This is a genomic window from Comamonas sp. wu1-DMT, from assembly GCF_040187805.1.
Classification (GTDB): Bacteria; Pseudomonadota; Gammaproteobacteria; order Burkholderiales; family Burkholderiaceae_C; genus Comamonas; species Comamonas thiooxydans.
This window is the reverse complement of record NZ_JBANEM010000015.1, coordinates 1-17,800: the sequence shown is the minus strand read 5'-3', so window position 1 is coordinate 17,800 and position 17,800 is coordinate 1. Positions and strand designations below refer to the sequence as shown.

Sequence of the window (17,800 nt, the reverse complement as noted above, 5' to 3'; positions counted from 1 at the left end):
CGCAATCGAGCGGCCGGTCCCGAGGGTGCAGCGGCCGTTCAGGACAAGCAGCCTTCAACGGCTGGTGTTGGCCATTGCTGCCGCTCAAGCAACGAACCGTGAATGGCTCAGATCAGCCTGAAGCCGACTTCTAGCTCCTAGCTCGACTCTAGAGCAACTGCTGCTCCAGAACATCTCACAGCGCTGCAAAGATGCCGCTCTCCCAGTCATCCACCTTCGAGTGGCCAACACTACGTGGTCAGAGCCCCCCGCAAAGCAGTTATGCGCGCTGCCCTCATGACACGACGGCCCGTAAGCAAGGAACTGTGGCGACAGCTACAACCCCTGATCCCAGCCTTCGTGCCTTATCGCGCAAGCTCGCAGTCAGCGACAAAGCTGCCCTCAACGGTCCTGTTCGTTCTGCAAACAAGTATCCCATGGGAAGAGCTTCCCCAATCCCTTTGTTACGACAGCGGCATGACTTGCTTGCGGAGCTTGCGCGACTGGAATATCGCTGGCGTCTGGGAACAGTTGCACCAGGCCTTGCTGACTCGCTTGCGTGAACATGAACAGATCGATTGAAGCCGGGCCAGCATTGATGGCTCCTCAGTATCAAGCCCCCGGAGGCCTGGATACGGGCCCTAATCCCACAGACAGAGGCAAGCTCGGCTCCAAGAGGCATCCCGTTGGTGATCTTGGTCAGCGGGGCAAGCCGGCACGACTCAAAAATGTTCGAGAAGTGCGTGGACGCGATTCCTGCGATTGCAGGCTTACAAGGACGTCCCCGTAAAAGACCATAGAAACTGCACGCTGACAAAGGCTACGACTTCAAGCGATGCCGAGACCACCTAAGGCAGCGGGGCATCATCGGCCGATTTGCTAGGCGAGGCGTTGAGAGGAGCGAGCGACTGGGCAAGCATCGCTGGGTGGTGGAGCGGACACACGGATGGTTTGCAGGCTTTGGCAAGCTGCGAATCTGCTTTGAAAAAAGACTGCATATCCACGAAATAAAACGCATCTAAATCAGCGTGGAATCTCCATTTAATTTATGGAACATCTAATATTAACCCATGGGCCAAGTAACTAGCGCAAACCAACCAGGAGTAAAAATGATCAAGAAATACAAACTGAGTTTCCAGCATCCCCTGCGGAAGCGTGAAAAAATCATCAGTTTCTATTACACGGGTGAGCTGAGCAACTGGCAGGGATTCACGTACCACAGCAAAATTGAAGACATCATCAGACAAGCTATTCATGAGCATGTCGGTAAAAATTATGGCTACAACAGCCAGCGAGGTAGCTCAAGCTCGACCGGGCACCGTGGTTACCTCATGAAGTAGACCAACCGGTACGGTTACTGTGTTAGCGCCATTTTGATTGACGTCGACATCGAAATTCTGGACGACGACGATACTTTCGCAGTCGGAATCAGCGAATACTCTGCTGAATCTTATTATGACGATTTGATTATGCGTTTGAATATTTAGGAGCAATCATGATTAACGAAAACGAAAAACACGCAGACGAAAAACCAAACGTCAACGAACAACTAGCTCACAGCAGAGAGAATTTCGCTCGCGCAGCAAGAGCAGCAAAACCAATCTCGCCGACAACGCTCACTGGTGGAGTGAGCCTGGCCAAGCTCAAGGCACAGCTTGAGCAAAACCTTGACGGCCGTGAATTTTTAACCCACTTTGATATCAGGAGATATACGATGAATACCACAAAATTCAATGCATGGGCCGCTCACTTTGCGGTGACGAAGCCCGACATCGGACACCCCGATGTCGTTGGGAGTATCTTGAAGAAAGCTCGTGATACGGGCGCTGCAGGCCTCCTGATCACGCCCATCGCTGACGAAGGACTCGCTGTGAGAGCAGCAGAGTGCCCTGATCACATCCCTGCGTCTCTTATCACGCTGCCGGGCGGTCCATCTCTGCTGCTGAGCACAGACACTGACGCAACAGATGCTGCAGGTCTGCTCATCTATCTCCAGATGCTCGGTGCAGAGCTACCCGTACCTCCATTTTTCATAATCTCACTTGCCATGAGCGCAGTTGCTGCAATCCGACTTGATACAGGACTCTCAGCGCTGACATACCTGATCAAGCTGTCAGTTGCTGCACGCAGCGCTACTGCAGCGAACGACAGACTTTGGAGGAAATCAGCATGAACACCGCGCCACAAAATGAAGGAACGCTTGAAGATGAATTCAAGCGCATTGCAGAGAAGTACGGCTATGACAACCTCTCTGATATCAGCCAGGCCCTGGATGCAGGAGAGATCCACCGGAAGGATGCTCGAAAGCTACTTGTAGACCTCGGAAAGCCAATCTCTCAGCTAAACACTCGTGACGAAATGCGCGCCCGCGGTGTCGGTGAGAAGCCGACACCGCGCACTGCCGAAGAAGCAAGTGTTCAAGCAGCAATCGAAATCGTAATGAAGATCTTGAAAGGACTTTTCGGCATCAGAACTGCAGAAGAGATTGAGCAAGATTGTGAACGTCTAGAGCAGGCACGTCGCACTCTCAACATTGAACGCAATCATGCTGAGGCAGTGCGAACGCTCAACGACGTCAGCAAAGCTGCCAACGATGACGAATTCAGAGTTTCGTCAACGAGCAGGCACCGGAGATTATGAAATGGCCCGCAAACCATCCCCGCGCCGAACTCTGACCGGCATGACCAAAGCCAAGGCAGCGCGGTTCATCAATCGCCTGTCCGAGGTCTGCAACCTCGGTTATACAAAGCTCTATATCACATGTGGATGGGATAACAGACGTTTCGTCATCGAATCCTGCAACGTCATCACACCTGAATTCGCAAACGAAAACATAATCGCTATCGATACTAATATCGAAATCGAAAGATTCGTCAATGAAATAATTAAATTTGGAGCGAAGCGAGAATATGAATATCGGAATAAAAAAGAAATAGAAAATGTATTTTCTGCAGATAATGGGTTAATTCATCTGGTACCTGCATATAACCATATATCATTATGTCGTCACAAGTCAAGTGCTTGGGGGCCTGCCTTGAAATACACTCCAGATCCTGAAATTTGGTGCAGAGAATGCTGGCAATTATATCGATATCGCGCGCGAGACGAGTAGCAATGACGAAACCTGACTGCAAGAGCCCCGAAATTCCGGGCTCTTTTCGTTCTCGAAGCCTGTTTTGTTGACTATCGGTTGTGTTGCCGGAATGTGCGTTTACGCCGGTTCGGGGCCCAAAGCAACTGGGGAAAAAAGTGCTTCTGGTTACGTTACTGTAAGGTTTTTTGAGGGGGTGTACTAATGCGAAAACATAGGGTGTACCTTGTATCTAAACCACCACATCTGCATTTTTAGAATACGTAGAACAGGCGTAGAGTTGAACCCATCACAAAGCTGTTTTGAAAGGCTCTGTCCACACAGAGATCACTATGTCGTTTATTAATTCAGCTCAAATTCTTGATATGCATCCAAATTCCTTAGGCGGCGCATATTCATCAATTATTAACATCCTTGAGCACGATAAAATAAAGATCGATATTAAAAAAGAGGTTCATCAATATAATGAACTCGTGAATAAATATAACGAACTGCATTATAATGCCACCAACGCAGTTAATATTCTTCGACACGAAAACATGCTTCTTGAGATTGAAAATGCAAGACTTAAGAAGAAGCTAGGCATACTTTCTTAATAAGCATAATGAGGGACAGTTATGATTATTTTTGTCTACAGAGGATGACTCATCCTGAACACGACCATGCTCACAGCATACGCAATCTCAGGGATTTCCTCCAATATCTCACATGATTTTTTTGGCAAAAGCATTAGCTCTATTCAGCTCTAGCTACCTAGATAATTTCTGTCGTACTCACTGTGCATTTTTTCGGCAGGGTCGAGTCAAAATTGGGTATATTGGCCTCTATATTTAAAGGCGTACGAAAACGCACGGAACGATAAATTCTATGCAAGTATAATAATATTTTTAAGTGCTGGCGCTTTTTATTCAGTATCTAGTGCAAGCAACATTACTCTAACTGAAATAAATAAAAATGCAATAGCGATTAGAGAATCAATAGAGAAAAAGAGTCAAACCACTAAATAAACCCTATAAAAATCAAGCCAATAAATTCTACCTGCAGAGGCACTCGTCAAGATTTTGTTCTCCAAAAAGTACGAGGATTTCTGTAGAGCCATAGCAGAAAAAAACACAAAGGCACTCTCACTTCTCGAAAAGTATCTGATAAAAATGGCGTTATTGCATAAATCCGGTTTGAGACGGGCTCCCCTAACCCCACCTGAACATTCAGATCGAGTTGCCGCCGGCACAGCGCACCGAAGTCTGACACCGACCATGCAAGCCAACTCAGTTGCAGCACCGCCCGTGGTTTGCCTGAGCGCCAAACCAAGACATGCGCTTGTCCAGCCAAACCGTTAACGAGCCACGAGCTTTAAACGCGGCGTTGTACTGCTTTCAGTTTGTAGTGCGGCAGGGCAGAGTCATGCAGCAAGCCTACTACTAGCGGCGAAGCGTTTTATGCAACAACGCCCCGCGCTCACTGCAGCCCCACTAACACTTGCCTGTAATACCGGAAAGCCCGCGCAATGGGAACGAGCGGTCCCACCATCGCGTTTCATTTTGATGAGCACACTCCCCCGCCCCAGCCTATACAGATTTTTAAGTAATAAAAAACCAAATTAACAATCCTTTTAAAACACTCAATGTCTTTTTACGATGCTGACATTGACATTCCAGATCCGTTGCACGCTATGACTGCCGCTCCCCTCACTGCCGCCTCTGTTGACACTGCCGCATCCGACGCCGCCCAGCCTTTTATCGTGCGCCCTTCGGGTTCGGTGCTACAGGCCGACATTGAGGGGCTGAACCTGTCGCAGCCACTGAACGCAGCCACCGTACAGGCTCTACAAACGGCCTGGGATGCGCACCTGGTGCTGCGCTTTCGCGGCCAGCAACACCTGAGCGTGCAAGAGCACATCCGCTTTTCCAGCTACTTTGGCCCCCTCGACAAACGTCCCCAGGCTGCCACCCAGTGGCATGCCAGCACGGCCGAGCTGCCGCTGGAAGTGGCCGTCATCTCCAACCTCAAGCAAGAAGGCAAACCGATTGGCGCGCTGGGTGATGGCGAGGCGGTGTGGCATGCCGACATGACCTACCAGCCCTTGCCGCCTAAGGCCGCATTGCTACTGGGCCGCGAAGTCCCCCCCCAGCGGTGGCGATACGCATTTCGCCAACATGTACGCCGCCTATGAGACCCTGCCAGCGGCGCTGCAAGCGCGCATTGCCGATCTCCAGTGCGTGCACGATGCCAGCCGCAACAGCGCCGGTGAGTTGCGCTTGGGCTTCACAGCCAACACCGACCCTCGCGACACCGTGGGTGCCTTGCACCCACTGGTGAGCGTGGATGCGGTCACAGGCCGCAAGAGCCTGTACCTGGGCCGCCGCCGCAACGCTTACATCCAAGGCCTGAGCCTGGAGGACAGCGAAGCCCTGCTCGACACCCTGTGGGCGCACGCCAGCCAGGCGCACTTGACGTGGGTGCAGCAGTGGCAGCCGGGCGATCTGGTGTGCTGGAACAACCACGTCACGATGCACCGCCGCGATGCGTTTGACCCCACCGCACGCCGTTACATGCACCGCACCCAGGTCAGCAGCGCCGCCTAAGGCTTGCACGGGCTGGGCCCTACCCGGTCCGCTTTCCCCACGAACATTTGTGACGCCCACCACCACACCCTGGCGCAGGGTGTGCGGGATGGCTGCGTCCATCGCCAAACCCGATTGATTGAACTTTCCGCACCATGACACATTCCACCGCTTCCACTTCTGTCTCCCGCCGCCAATGGCTGCAATGGTCGCTGGCCGCAGCAGCTACGTCGGGTGCTCCCTGGCTGGCTGGTACCAGCCAGGCCGCACCCAGTAACACACTGCCCAGCCTGCCAGTGGTAGCCGGCAAGACCATGAGCATCATCGTCGGTGGCCCGGCCGGCGGCGCCACCGATGGCGTGGCCCGCGTCCTGGCCCAGGCGCTGGGCGAGACATTGCAGCGCGAAGTGATTGTGGAAAACAAGCCTGGTGCCGGGGGCACCGTGGGCTCCAAACTGGTATCGCTGTCGAAAAACGATGGCTACACATTGCTGCTGGGCCAGATTGCGCCAAATGTACTTTCGCCCCTGCTGCAAACCCCCCGTCCCTATGACCCGGTCAAGGGCTTCACGCCCATTGGCCAAATTGGCAACACCGCCTCGGTGCTGATCGTGCCGGCCAATGGACCCAAGACGCTGGCCGAGGCTAGGGCGCTATGGAAGAAAAAAGGCAGCTTCAGCTACGCCTCAACCGGCGTCGGCTCGGGCGCGCACCTACTGGGCCACCTGCTGGCCACATCGCAGGGGGTGGAAGGATTGCACGTGCCGTACCGCGGCAGCCCGTTTGCGCTGCAGGACATCGCCGGAGGCCGCGTGGATGCGTTCTTAGTCACCGCAGGCGCTTTGGGCAGCTTTATCGAATCGGGCAAGGTGGTGGCGCTGGCCACGGCCTCGCGCAGCCGCAGCCACTTTTTCCCGCAGTTGCCCACGCTGCGAGAAAGCGGCTTGCCCGATGTCACCAACGAAGGCTGGTTTGGCCTGTTTGCCGCGCCCAACACGCCCGATGCCATTGCCCGCACCCTGCACCAGCACCTGAACGTCGCACTGCGCACCCACGCCGCAGAGCAGCAACTGGCCAACCTGGTTGTGGACATTGCTCCCAGCCCCAGCCACCAGGCCTATGCCCAGTTCATTCAGCAAGAAGTGACCCATTGGGGCGGCGTGCTGACCCGCTTGGGCCAAGGCTTTCAAGCCACCGCCTAAATACAGTACCCAAAGGCTGAAGCTTCATTCTGCGGGCAGTCGAACAAAGTCCACGCTCACAAACATCGGGTCAGAGACCAAATGTTTCAAAATGATGCAAAACGAATCGCTTTGTGTATTATTTGGAGCACGCGTTTGCCGGATGAACGCAACATGCGGCTCTACGCGTAAAAAACCACTCTAACAAACCGAGAGAGAGCCATTTCATGAGACAGCCTCGACTTCTAGCCATCTCCCTATCCACGTCCGTGCTTTTAGGCTTAAGTGCCTGTGGGGGCGGAGGCAGCTCTGACGCCTCCGCGCCCGCAACCACGAACACGACCACTTTCTCGGGCACCGCCGCTACTGGCGCCGCCATGAGTGGAGCAGCCATCAGCATCAGCTGTATGAAAGGTACAGGTTCGGCCACGACTGCAGCCAACGGAAGTTACAGCGCCAACCTGACGGACATTACTCTGCCTTGTGCACTGAAAGCCACCAGCGCCGACGGCAACACCGTGCTGTACTCACTCACCTCACCCTCAGTCACAGCCAGCACCAACCAGACAGCCAACATCACCCCGCTGACTCAGCTATTGGTAGCGAAACTCGCTGGAACAGATCCTGCGTCATTTTTTGCCAACCTCAACACGGCAGCCAGCAGTGTGACCGCCGCTAACGTGAGCTCGGCACAGGCTGCGGTGCTGGATATCTTGAGCAATGCAGGCGTTAATGTCAGCAACGTAGGCGACCTGCTCGTGGGGGCCCTGGTGCCCGCCACGTCTAGCGCTAGCGGCAATGCCTACGACGTGGCTTTGGATGCCTTGGCAGCTGCGCTAGTCAAATCGGGAACCAGCCTGAAAGAGCTAGCTACCGCGGTGGCTAGCAGCGACGCAACTCCCGCCTCCATCGCCACCCAACTGGCTCCGGCAGCAAGCACCTGCGCCGGTCTCAAAAGTGGTCAATACCATGCACTGGACAAAAGCCTGCCCACGATCACCGAAGCAGCTCAGTTGGTGACCGTGGATGCTTCGAAGCTGACCATCGCCTTGAATTCGGGAACGGTCGCACTCACGGATGCCGGCAACTGCCACTTCACGTCGAGCGTCGCGGACTTCTACTTCGCGAAGTCTGGTGTCGGCGTGGCCGTCCCCATGGACAATAAAGCACCTGTCGTACTGGTACCCGCCCAAAAGACAGCCATCAGTGAGTTCGCAGGAACCTGGAACATCCTTTGGTACGGCAACAATGATGTGAATTCATCCACTCAAGGCGTAGGCTATGCGTTGCAAACCCGCAATGCTGGCGGTGCCGTGACCTACGGTGCCGACTGTGCCGCACTGGATGCCTGCGTGCCTTGGATAGATGGCATCAACGACCAGGATTGGACTGATGGCAATGGCGGCAGTCACCATGGGCGTGACACTGTCATAGCTGGTGATGCGAGCGGCACATGGTGGCTCGACGGCTACGGAACAAGGCTGTTCCCGTTCAAGAACGGCGAAGGCAAGTTGGTCGTGTTTGTGCTTGGCAAGAATAGCGACTCCAATGGGCTGGGGGCCATGGCCAAGCAATCAGCCACGAACCTGCCCACCGTGAATCAGGTGGAAAAGTTCTGGGACTTCACCGTGGTTGGCGGCGTGGTCAACGGTACCCCCGCTGACACGACAATGACCATCCAGTCCGTGGACACAGCCACCAATAGCTTCACGCGCAAGCGCAGCTCCGATGGCCGCGTGGATGGATTCACCATCAACAAGCCCCGTGATGGCCTGCGCTACAGGCCGGCAGGTAGCAGCGTATTGAACGATGGCGTCACCACGGTCAACTACCGCGCCGCTATCGTTCTGCCCCTCGGCATCGGCATCTCTGTCTCTGGCGCTCCGGATGGCCGCGACAGCCTCAGCATCAGCGTGACCCACCCCTGACGTGACGACACAGTATCCGGCCCTGGTTCCTTCGCGGTGCCAGGGCTGGTACTGAAGCTGAGTTGAGGCCCAGAGAATCGGAGATCTTTCAGGAAGCGAGCAGGCGCAAAGCGTGCTGCGGCGCTTCGTACACGGGTCTTTTGGCGTCCCTTAGATGTTCTGGGCGCTGTTGCATAAATCTGTTTTAGGTCGAGTTAGCCTATACCCAAGAAGCAGCTATGCCACAGCGAGCATCTGCGGGCGACCCAGTTCAATGAACCGATTGAGAATGGCTGCACGAATGTGCAGCTCATTGACATGGCGCTTAAAAGTTCTGGACATGACCCGCTCGCCCAGTCGTTTGATGCAGTTCATTTTTGTCTCCACCAAGCTTCGCCGCTGGTAATGACTCTACACTTTCCACATCCTTCGGCCCAAACGCCGGCATGCGGCGACAGCTGCATTGCAGTACACAAAGGCTTCGCCGTTGCATATTCGGGCATTCTTTCAGACAGGAATGATAGGGACAGCGCCCCATTACCGCCTCATACACGGTCTGGGTGTCATCGGCACCATCACCAGTCAAGCTGAGCACAGCTTCGTTGCGGGGGACTGGCTAGAGCAGATCAACGATGACGCCGCATCACTTACTTCATTGCTGGTCACGCAAATTGCCCGTATTTGCAGCGTCTGTGCATCAATGCCGATGTGCAGTTTACGCCACTGACGACGGCGATCACGGCCGTGTTTTTTGCATTTCCACTCGCCTTCGCCCAAAAACTTGATGCCCGTTGAATCCACCAGCAAATGCAGCCCTGCTTGACTGCGCCTATGCGGGACTTGAACATCCAGACTCAACTGCCACATGCACAGGTACTGAAGTCTGGCACCGGCCAAACAAGGCCGGATAGCTCGAGTACTGACTGGACAAGTCCAGTGGCTTGTCGAAGGGCCAAACCAAATAGGTTTTTGAGCGTCAAACAGAACTGGATCGCTGCATCGGAGAACTTCGGACTACGCCCGCATTTGTCGCTTGCTGGGGCAAACCAAGACATCTTCTCACCCAACCAAATCGTCAGGGAGCCACGAGCCATTAGGGAGGAGTTGTACTGCTTCCAGTTGGTAGTGCGATAACGATTCTTGGGTGTGGGCAGGCTCATGCACCGAGCCTGCAGAGCACAGGCTCGGTGTTTATGCAACAACGCCCTTTACGAGAAGTCTCTGTAGTGCAACAGCGCCAAGTAAGAAAGAAAAAGGCAGCTTGAAGCTGCCTTTCTTGCATCTGAGCTCCGTCTACCGAGTACTAGCCAACTTTTGCACACGTTGCTCGTAAGCCTGGATGACTTTACGCTGATCCTCAGTTGCCGCACGCATAGCACGCACCAACAAACTTTGGCGTTCAGCGTGGGAAGCGCTACGCGTAAAATGAGCAAAGCGCGTTTCAGACACGGTTGTTGCGGGGAGAGCATGTTGTTTCATGATTGCTCCTGTTGGCATCTCTCGTAAATTTCCTCTCGGGTCATGCTGATTCTAAGGACTTGATCCAAATCCTTCACGTCAGAATGAAGCACATGACGCCCATTGTCAATCGGCTTGACAAGAATTTGTACCCGCACATTGTCGCCAAATTGTTGCAATGCTGCCTTCACCGCTTCGTGTGCCCTGAAGAAGATATCAACAAAGCGTTCAAAAGGCACCATCCGCCCTTCCTGGGCTTCACGAGCTTGAACAAAGTGCCATGCCTGCTCCGGTGGCTGGTAAACATACAAAATCTCAACATCCCGGCCACGGCCTAGACAGCGCGAAATGTTGCTGCATGACTTCGGCCAGTCAGCGAACGTCCCATCAAGCAAAAAAGACTGCTTCTGCTCCAATGCGAGATCAAAAACTTTCTCTGTAATGATGGTCGCTGCGCCTTGCACCAACCAAGAGTTGCTGCCCGTATAACCAGGAATTCGTGACCTGTAGTCGTCGGGATCAATCCGTAGAATTTCATAGCCTGAGCTCTCTTGCAATAATCTCAAGTACCATTTTGAGAACTCTGTTTTGCCCGCGCCGGGCGAACCAGCCATGAAGACGGAGACTGGGCTACTCTCACTCAGGTAGCGCTGCCTGTCTGTGATCTCTCTAGCAATCTTTTTTTTTGTTTGCACGCGCAAACGCAAGAGCTGCTTGCTCAAGCTCTCTTTCTTGCTCACTCATTGATAGCAGCCCTTAAGATTTAACACAGCAAATGCCCTTCCCTTATGCATGCGTTGTAGCTACTTCACTCAACACAAAAGTCGCCCATGCATTCATCAACTCTCGGCGCTGCTCTAGCAATTCTGTGCGATGGTAGGCGACCTCAACCCTATCCTTGATAGTGTGCCAATGAGCGTTCAGCGAAGTCCCTGGAATAGCCTTGCTCACTGCACCAGTCACGGAAGCTAGAGCGAAAGCCATGGGCAGTAGCCACTCGCCCTGATACATCACTTTCAGCGTTCAGTCGACGAAGCAACGCAGTAATCGTCATGTCTGAAAGCGCTACCTGTGCTCTTACAGGCGGGAACACCAAACTTTCATGCTGATTTTTTGCCCTTCGAGAAGCAGCAGAGCTCTCGGAGACAACAGAACACGGTGAGGCAATTTCGCTTTCATCCGCTCAGCAGGAACTGTCCAAACCGCATTTTTCCAGTCCACTTCGGACCATGTCATACCGCGTGCTTCACCTGAGCGGCAAGCCGTCAAAATCACGAATTCAAGCAGCTTGCGAGTTATATCTACACGCTCCTCCAAGCGCAGATTTGCCCGTACAAAAGCAGGAACTTTTCTCCAAGGCATTGCCGGGTGGTGCTGCGTCCGCACTGCCTTCCCTTGGTGCTGCGGCAATAGGTGAGTTGCTACATCGACTGGATTGGATTGGCTGTGACCATGCGCCCAGCCCCAAGCCATCACCGTATGAATTCTTTGCTTGAACCGGCTCGCAGTCTCAACTTTCTCAAGCCAGATAGGCTTGAGAGCATCCGCGACATCGGCAGGCTGGATATCTCCCAGCAGCTTTGCACCCAGCTTGGGAAAGACGTATTCAGCAAGGGTATTGATCCATTGCTGTCCATGTTTGGGATTTTTCCATCCTGGTAGCAGTCCTTGTGCAAGATTTCAGAGGCTTCTTTAAAGGTCGGCTCCTCCCCCTGAGCTTTCTCCATCAAAGGATCTTTCCCCTCGGACAAAGTCACCCTCATGGCGGTTGCCCGCTTCGCAACCTCAGCGATACCGACCTCAGGATACGAGCCCAAGCCTGCATTTCTACGTTTGTTGGTAACAGGACTGACATAGCGCAGCACCCATTTGCCCCTGCCTTTTGTTTTTGATGGATGAAGTGCCAGGCCGGTCACTCCTCCATGCGGGATAGCCACATCTTCGGGTTTGATATTTCTTGCTTTTGCGTCAGTGATCACAGCCATTGGAGACGCCTATTGGTAGGCCATGAGACGTTAGATGCCCTTAAACCACGCTGAACAACAAAACATTAAATTTTCATTTAATACAATGGCTTATAGTTAAAACTAAACACACCTGGATTCCTTTGAATCGATATTTGGCAGACAAGAAGGACTGCTGAAGGGTGCCCTCGGTGTGTCGCACTGCCCCACCAAAGCTGCCATCAGGCGACAGACCGCTTATACAGCCAGAAGCAGTCGCTTGCAGGAACACCGCCATGGACTGCTGCTGGCCGATTGCGGATGTCGCCGACCGATCCTAAGCAGCCATCAGCTAAGTCGCAAAAACTATAGCTCTACGCATAGCACAGGCTATAGTGTTTCTAACGAATTCGCCCTTGGACCAGGTCCAGCAACCGTGTAGCGCGCAGCAGAGGAGAGGCAGCAGGTTTAGGGGCTGAAATTAGTACTGTGCTTTCATGGTGCATACAATCGCAAGCCAAGGCGACAAGCCCCTTCCTGCATTTTTTTTCGTGCCAATTTAGACCGCAAATGCCAGATACGGACCGCATCATCGTGCGGACCACGTTACGTTAGGTGCCATGAAAAACACAATCCCAGACGTTTACATCATTGAGAGCCTTGATCCTGACGACGAAGGCAATGGTCGCTTTGAAGGCATTTTCCTCAGTCATGTCCTGCGACTTCACGGAAAGCACCCGAAGTATCAATACGTGCACACTCGAGAGGAGTTTGAGGAAGCGGTTGAGGCATTCGGCGACAGCAACTATCGCTACCTACACTTGTCTTGCCACGGTGACCCTGTAGGGTTATCCACCACGAATCAAGAAGAGATTGATTACGACGAACTTGCTGACATGCTTAAGCCGCATATGAAGGGAAGGCGGCTCTTTGTGTCAGCTTGCAAGATGGTTCACTCAGATCTAGCGAAAGCCGTTATCCCCGCTAGCGGTTGCTACTCCGTCGTAGGCCCCACCCACAACATTGCGTTCACAGACTCAGCTGTAGTCTGGGCAGCGGTATATCACCTCGCCTTCTCGGAAGACTCGGGTCGAATGATCAGAAGCCGCCTCCAGTCAAAGCTCAAGGATGCATGCCAACTCTTTGATGTCTCTTTCGCTTACTTCGCCAAAACGAGCAAGCTGAAAAGGGGTTACACGCGCGACCTACTCAGAGAATGATGCCTAACCCATCCATTGAGAGGAGCAGTCCCGGCAAGTCGGGCCAAGCCTCTCATGTCAAACGTTAGATTCCTCATGGACATTGACCCTCAAACAGAGCCTCTTCGTGAATGGAACCGTCTTTCTCGGGAGAATGCGGAGAACGCAATTGTTGATTTCCACCCAGAAGTGACCCACTGGGGATGCGGACAAGAACTTGGACTACCAGGAGGTAGTTCATGTGCTCATACGAAGACAGGATTCGTGCAGTTGAGCTTTACATCAAGCTTGGCTTGCGTGTCAGAGCCACGATTCGCCAGTTGGGATACCCAACCAAGAACGCATTGAAAGGCTGGTATCAGCACTACCTGAAGCATCAGGATTTACCAGCAAGCCAAGCTCCAAGAGCACCGAAATATTCGCTGCAGCAAAGGCAGGTGGCGGTTGCTCATTACCTCGCCCATGATCGCTGTATTGCTGCAACGATGAGAGCTTTGGGTTATCCGGGTCGAGGAACGTTGACTGCGTGGGTTCGGCAAGACTGCCCTGACACTTGCAAATCGATAGTAGGCAGATCTTGGCCGGCTACAAAGCCTGATGCCTTGATGTGTGAGGGCGTGGTGCAACTGTGTGCCCGCCAATCAAGTGCACAGGAGATTGCGGACAAGTTAGGGATATGTCGGGGAACCTTGTACAACTGGAAAAATCAGTTGCTTGGCCCTTGTGCCCCCACTTCGATGAAAAACAGTCCAAAGCGATCGCCTGTGTTGGATGCAGCAGCGCTCAGGCGCCAAGTTGAATCATTGCGCCAGGATGTGCGGCGGCTGAAGATAGAGCGTGAGCTTCTCAAGCAGGCCCATGAAATCTTAAAAAATGGGTCCGACATTGACCTGCATAGGCTGGCAAACAAAGATAAGGCTGTGCTGGTTGAAGCGTTGCACGGGCAGTATGAATTGCCAGAACTGCTTTCTCTTGTTGGCCTTGCTAGAAGCTCGTATTTTTACCATCGTGCCCGGCTGAAGCTGGCTGACAAATACTTGGATGTACGCCGAAGCATCACAGAGATCTTCGACAACAACTACCGTTGCTATGGATATCGCAGGGTGCAAGCATCCCTGCTCAAGGAGTGCACGGGCATCTCAGAGAAAGTGGTTCGCCGGCTGATGAAGCAGGAGGGGTTGATCGTGGCCAAGCCCAAACGCCGCAGATATAACTCATACCTTGGAGAGATAGGTGCTGCCCCGCAAAACCTCATCAATCGAGACTTCCATGCCACTGCGCCCAATCAGAAGTGACTCACCGACATTACTGAATTCCAGATTCCTGCTGGCAAGGTTTACCTGTCGCCAGTCATTGATTGCTTTGACGGGCTGGTGGTGAGTTGGTCGATTGGGACTCATCCCAACGCAAATCTCGTCAACACAATGCTGGATGCGGCCATTGATGCTGTTCAAGGCAGCAAGAGCCGCCCTGTGATTCATTCTGATCGTGGAGCTCACTACCGCTGGCCTGGCTGGCTCTCGAAGGTCCATGATGCAAAGTTGGTTCGCTCGATGTCTCGCAAAGGGTGCTCACCAGACAACGCTGCGTGCGAAGGCTTCTTTGGAAGGCTGAAAATGGAGCTGTTCTATCCCAGCAACTGGCAATCAACAACGATTGAGCAGTTCATTGAAGCTGTCGATACTTACTTCGTTGGTACAACGAAAAACGTATCAAGGTATCTCTGGGACGCTTAAGTCCTGTGGAATATCGGCACAAACTTGGCCTAGCCGCATAAAACCAGTCCAATTTTTTATCCGCACCTCCACTTAGCCCCCGGCGGGTCAGTTTTGCGTGGAAATTAACAATCTGGAAACGTTGGAGTGGCTACCACCGCAGAAGCTTGGTGAAAAGCCAAGATGCATTGCTTCAAAGGCTAGGTGAGAAAGTAATGGCCCGGACGTTTGAGCGGCAGGTGGCCGAGCTCAATATTCGTGCATCCATCCTCAGTCGATTTACCGAGCTGGGTACGCCCCAGACGGTGGTCGTGGCATAACTACGTGTGGGACTGAGAGAAGTTAGGTCTCAGATGGAGTTGTACAAAAAAGCCCCCTTGACATAAACAAGGAAATCTCTGAATGTCGCTATGGTGCAGGTTCTGCAAACTTCTAGAAGTTGAGCGATCAAAGGCTCGTCGTGTAGAATTTTTATTAGCTTCTTCTTCTCAATTTTTGCCAAGGTCATTTTTATTTGTGTAATTCCAACCTTAAAATAACTTGCGATGAAGTAGTAGCTGACATCATGGAAGAATCCAATAATTGCATTATTCAAAGGCATCCTTGAAACAAGGTAAAGAAAAATACCTGTTTCACCGAATTCTGAATTTAGGAGTTAAATTTCTTGTGAATCTATTGGGAAAGAAATTTCTTTTGATTGTTCTTCTGTCTTGATAATTTATTTTCTGATAATTAAATTACTATTTTTATAAAATTCCTATTTTATTTTTTATTTGACGATTTTTATTAAAACAGTAAATGATAAAAAATAAAGGCTAGCCCTCTTCTTTTTATTGCCTGTTTTATAGGTGCTATGGACCAAGGAGTAGGCTTCTTGATGTTGTTCAGCAACAGCTTGAAGGGGCAGGCATGAAGGGGGGCACCAAATTTTCAGTTTGGCATGCATCGTGCTATACTTGTTATGTTAAGCATATGTTGTTTTAGATTAATCTAAATCTTGCTTGCAAGATGAATAATTCATCAATGTATGTTTTTTCATGGTGAAAAATTTCAACACGGAGTGACTCGATGTGGAGTAAAGAAAAATTTCGGGCAGCTCGCTGGTTGATTACACTAGTAGTTTTTTTTTCTTGTTGTGTTGCAATGTGTATTGCATTCCTATTTGCTCTTAAAAGATCGGGAGATCAGTGAGCAGGAAGCAATGCGTGATATGCGTAATCTTACCAAGGCAGTTGGAGAGCAGGCTAATGGGAGCTTTTGGGCCGCAGAGAGTTTATTGTTTGGAGCCGAAAATATCGTCCGTCAACTTGGTCATCCAGCAAAGCTTTCTGATTCTGGTAAGCTAAAATCTGAAATGGAGGAAATGCAAAGGCCACATGGATTATCCCATTCAAATTTTATAGTTAGTAAAGATGGACATATTGTGTCTGTCTCAGGGCTGAATTTGCCCTCATCTCCAATAAATGTGGCAGATCGTCTCTATTTTCAAATACACCGTGATCGGACTGAAGTTGCCACATTTATTGATGATCCTTTCATTTCTCGTGCAAGTGGGAAGTGGTCTATCACCATGACTCGCGGTGTCTATGACAATCAACATCAATTCATTGGTCTTGTTGGTGCGGCATTGCGGATTCCATCTTTTGTTGATTTCTACTCAAATCTTGATTTGGGTCCAAATAGTTCAGTCGCTCTTGTTCGTGCCGATGGTCAGATACTAGCCCGTTACCCCTTTATTCAGGAAGCGATGACCACTAAGGTCACTGACCTTGCTAAAGAAATGGCAAAGGTGAAAGACGGGGATATAGGAATGTTCAAGACCGTCAGCCCATTTCATGGTGGTAATAGAGTGCTTAGTTTCAAGAGGCTTGAGGGCTATCCTGTGGCTGCTGTTATTTCTATTCCAGAGGATAGAATATTAGAGCGCTGGCATCTATCTTTTGTATGGCACATTGTCTTGCTGTGTGCTGGAATTTTGACAACCTTAGTTGCGGGAGCATTGCTTTGGCGGCAACTCATAGCGATTGAACAGAGAACATTGCAGTCTTTGTGCGATGAGCTAACAAAACTCCCCAATCGTCGTGCTTTTGACGAGCATCTTGCTCAAGAGGCTAGAAGAGCAATTCGGACAGGCAAACCGCTGTGTTTGCTTATGATGGATTTGGACAAATTCAAGCGATACAACGATGTCAATGGGCATGGAGCAGGTGATCAATGCCTTTGTGCTGTTGCCTCTGCACTTGCAGAAAAAATTAACCGTCCCGGTGATATGGTAAGTAGATGGGGTGGTGAAGAATTCTGTTGTATTCTGCCTGAATGTGATGAAGCCGGTGCGGTTTCAATGGCAAATACAATGCTTAATGCTGTTCGGGATCGGAATATCCCTCATCCTGATGCTGCTCGTGTCACTATTAGTGTTGGCTGTGTTTCAATGAAATTGGAATCACTTGAAGTGATTGAGAGCTTGAAAGAACGTGCTGATGAGGCTCTATATGAAGCCAAGAGATTAGGACGTGATCGATATGCTGTTTCGCATGCATCTGTTGAAAATGCCGCATGAAAAAAGCCAGCTTAATTGCTGGCTTTTTTATTGGCGTTTTAGTTAGTTAGATGTTCAGTCCCACAGTGAGATGGTGCGGATGAAGTCTAAAGCGGCTTAGATCTTTTTCCCACGCCTCGCACATCGCACGGAATGGTGTCTTCCACCTGAGCGCTTTCAAGTGCTTGCCGAAGTTGTAGCTTTGAACAATGCCTGGACATGCT

At 51.6% G+C, this 17,800-nt stretch carries 13 protein-coding genes and 8 pseudogenes; 14 read left to right on the top strand and 7 right to left on the bottom strand.

Annotated elements, in window-relative coordinates:
* The first annotated feature begins 276 nt into the window (after window positions 1-276).
* The 6 genes and pseudogenes from V8Z78_RS19615 to V8Z78_RS19590 all read left to right on the top strand — a co-directional run bounded on the left by V8Z78_RS19615 (window position 277) and on the right by V8Z78_RS19590 (window position 3,666).
* Window positions 277-1,001 (top strand): annotated as a pseudogene (locus V8Z78_RS19615) (IS5 family transposase).
* Window positions 1,002-1,088: 87 nt separating this feature from the next.
* On the top strand, window positions 1,089-1,319 hold the full coding sequence (locus tag V8Z78_RS19610) for a hypothetical protein (protein WP_349731938.1): 231 nt from the start codon (window positions 1,089-1,091) through the stop codon (window positions 1,317-1,319).
* 155 nt (window positions 1,320-1,474) lie between these two features.
* Window positions 1,475-2,152, top strand: coding sequence for a hypothetical protein (locus tag V8Z78_RS19605; protein ID WP_349731937.1), 678 nt, complete (start codon window positions 1,475-1,477; stop codon window positions 2,150-2,152).
* On the top strand, window positions 2,149-2,619 hold the full coding sequence (locus V8Z78_RS19600; RefSeq protein WP_349731936.1) for a hypothetical protein: 471 nt from the start codon (window positions 2,149-2,151) through the stop codon (window positions 2,617-2,619). Before V8Z78_RS19605 ends, V8Z78_RS19600 begins: the two co-directional genes overlap by 4 nt.
* A 1-nt stretch (window position 2,620) precedes the next feature.
* Window positions 2,621-3,091 (top strand): hypothetical protein, encoded by a 471-nt coding sequence (locus V8Z78_RS19595; protein ID WP_349731935.1) that lies wholly within the window; start codon window positions 2,621-2,623, stop codon window positions 3,089-3,091.
* A 311-nt stretch (window positions 3,092-3,402) separates the two neighbouring features.
* Entirely contained in the window at window positions 3,403-3,666 is a 264-nt protein-coding gene (locus V8Z78_RS19590; RefSeq protein ID WP_349731934.1) for a hypothetical protein, read from the top strand.
* 705 nt (window positions 3,667-4,371) lie between these two features.
* Here V8Z78_RS19590 and V8Z78_RS27185 read toward each other — a convergent pair.
* Window positions 4,372-4,476: pseudogene (locus tag V8Z78_RS27185) on the bottom strand (IS5/IS1182 family transposase); the annotation flags it as partial.
* A 266-nt stretch (window positions 4,477-4,742) separates the two neighbouring features.
* Between V8Z78_RS27185 and V8Z78_RS19585 the strand changes: the two are divergent.
* The 4 genes from V8Z78_RS19585 to V8Z78_RS19570 all read left to right on the top strand — a co-directional run bounded on the left by V8Z78_RS19585 (window position 4,743) and on the right by V8Z78_RS19570 (window position 8,743).
* The gene (locus V8Z78_RS19585; protein WP_349731933.1) at window positions 4,743-5,243 is read left to right on the top strand and encodes a TauD/TfdA dioxygenase family protein; all 501 of its coding nucleotides are present in this window, start codon (window positions 4,743-4,745) and stop codon (window positions 5,241-5,243) included.
* A complete protein-coding gene (locus V8Z78_RS19580; protein ID WP_349731932.1) occupies window positions 5,227-5,655 on the top strand; it encodes a TauD/TfdA dioxygenase family protein in 429 nt (142 codons plus the stop codon). The genes V8Z78_RS19585 and V8Z78_RS19580 overlap by 17 nt, the downstream gene beginning before the upstream one ends.
* Window positions 5,656-5,789: 134 nt before the next feature.
* On the top strand, window positions 5,790-6,836 hold the full coding sequence (locus V8Z78_RS19575; protein WP_349731931.1) for a Bug family tripartite tricarboxylate transporter substrate binding protein: 1,047 nt from the start codon (window positions 5,790-5,792) through the stop codon (window positions 6,834-6,836).
* Between the two features lie 386 nt (window positions 6,837-7,222).
* A complete protein-coding gene (locus V8Z78_RS19570; RefSeq protein WP_349731930.1) occupies window positions 7,223-8,743 on the top strand; it encodes a hypothetical protein in 1,521 nt (506 codons plus the stop codon).
* Between the two features lie 216 nt (window positions 8,744-8,959).
* On the opposite strand, the pseudogene V8Z78_RS19565 reads toward V8Z78_RS19570, so the two are convergent.
* The 5 genes and pseudogenes from V8Z78_RS19565 to V8Z78_RS27175 all read right to left on the bottom strand — a co-directional run.
* Window positions 8,960-9,882 (bottom strand): annotated as a pseudogene (locus V8Z78_RS19565) (IS5 family transposase).
* Window positions 9,883-10,197: 315 nt separating this feature from the next.
* Window positions 10,198-10,902 (bottom strand): zeta toxin family protein, encoded by a 705-nt coding sequence (locus V8Z78_RS19560; protein WP_349731929.1) that lies wholly within the window; start codon window positions 10,900-10,902, stop codon window positions 10,198-10,200.
* Between the two features lie 355 nt (window positions 10,903-11,257).
* A complete protein-coding gene (locus V8Z78_RS19555; RefSeq protein WP_349731928.1) occupies window positions 11,258-11,653 on the bottom strand; it encodes a tyrosine-type recombinase/integrase in 396 nt (131 codons plus the stop codon).
* Between the two features lie 15 nt (window positions 11,654-11,668).
* Window positions 11,669-11,803 (bottom strand): annotated as a pseudogene (locus tag V8Z78_RS27180) (phage integrase central domain-containing protein); the annotation flags it as partial.
* A 149-nt stretch (window positions 11,804-11,952) separates the two neighbouring features.
* Window positions 11,953-12,165: pseudogene (locus V8Z78_RS27175) on the bottom strand (integrase arm-type DNA-binding domain-containing protein); the annotation flags it as partial.
* Window positions 12,166-12,743: 578 nt separating this feature from the next.
* On the opposite strand from V8Z78_RS27175, the gene V8Z78_RS19545 reads away from it, so the two are divergent.
* From V8Z78_RS19545 to V8Z78_RS19530, 4 genes and pseudogenes are all read left to right on the top strand, one after another.
* The gene (locus V8Z78_RS19545; RefSeq protein ID WP_349731926.1) at window positions 12,744-13,343 is read left to right on the top strand and encodes a hypothetical protein; all 600 of its coding nucleotides are present in this window, start codon (window positions 12,744-12,746) and stop codon (window positions 13,341-13,343) included.
* 218 nt (window positions 13,344-13,561) lie between these two features.
* Window positions 13,562-15,099, top strand: a pseudogene (locus V8Z78_RS19540) (IS3 family transposase).
* Window positions 15,100-15,168: 69 nt separating this feature from the next.
* Window positions 15,169-15,357: pseudogene (locus V8Z78_RS19535) on the top strand (IS5/IS1182 family transposase); the annotation flags it as partial.
* An 815-nt stretch (window positions 15,358-16,172) separates the two neighbouring features.
* Window positions 16,173-17,597, top strand: coding sequence for a diguanylate cyclase domain-containing protein (locus V8Z78_RS19530; RefSeq protein ID WP_502878864.1), 1,425 nt, complete (start codon window positions 16,173-16,175; stop codon window positions 17,595-17,597).
* Window positions 17,598-17,643: 46 nt separating this feature from the next.
* Here V8Z78_RS19530 and V8Z78_RS19525 read toward each other — a convergent pair.
* A pseudogene (locus V8Z78_RS19525) lies at window positions 17,644-17,800 on the bottom strand (integrase core domain-containing protein); the annotation flags it as partial.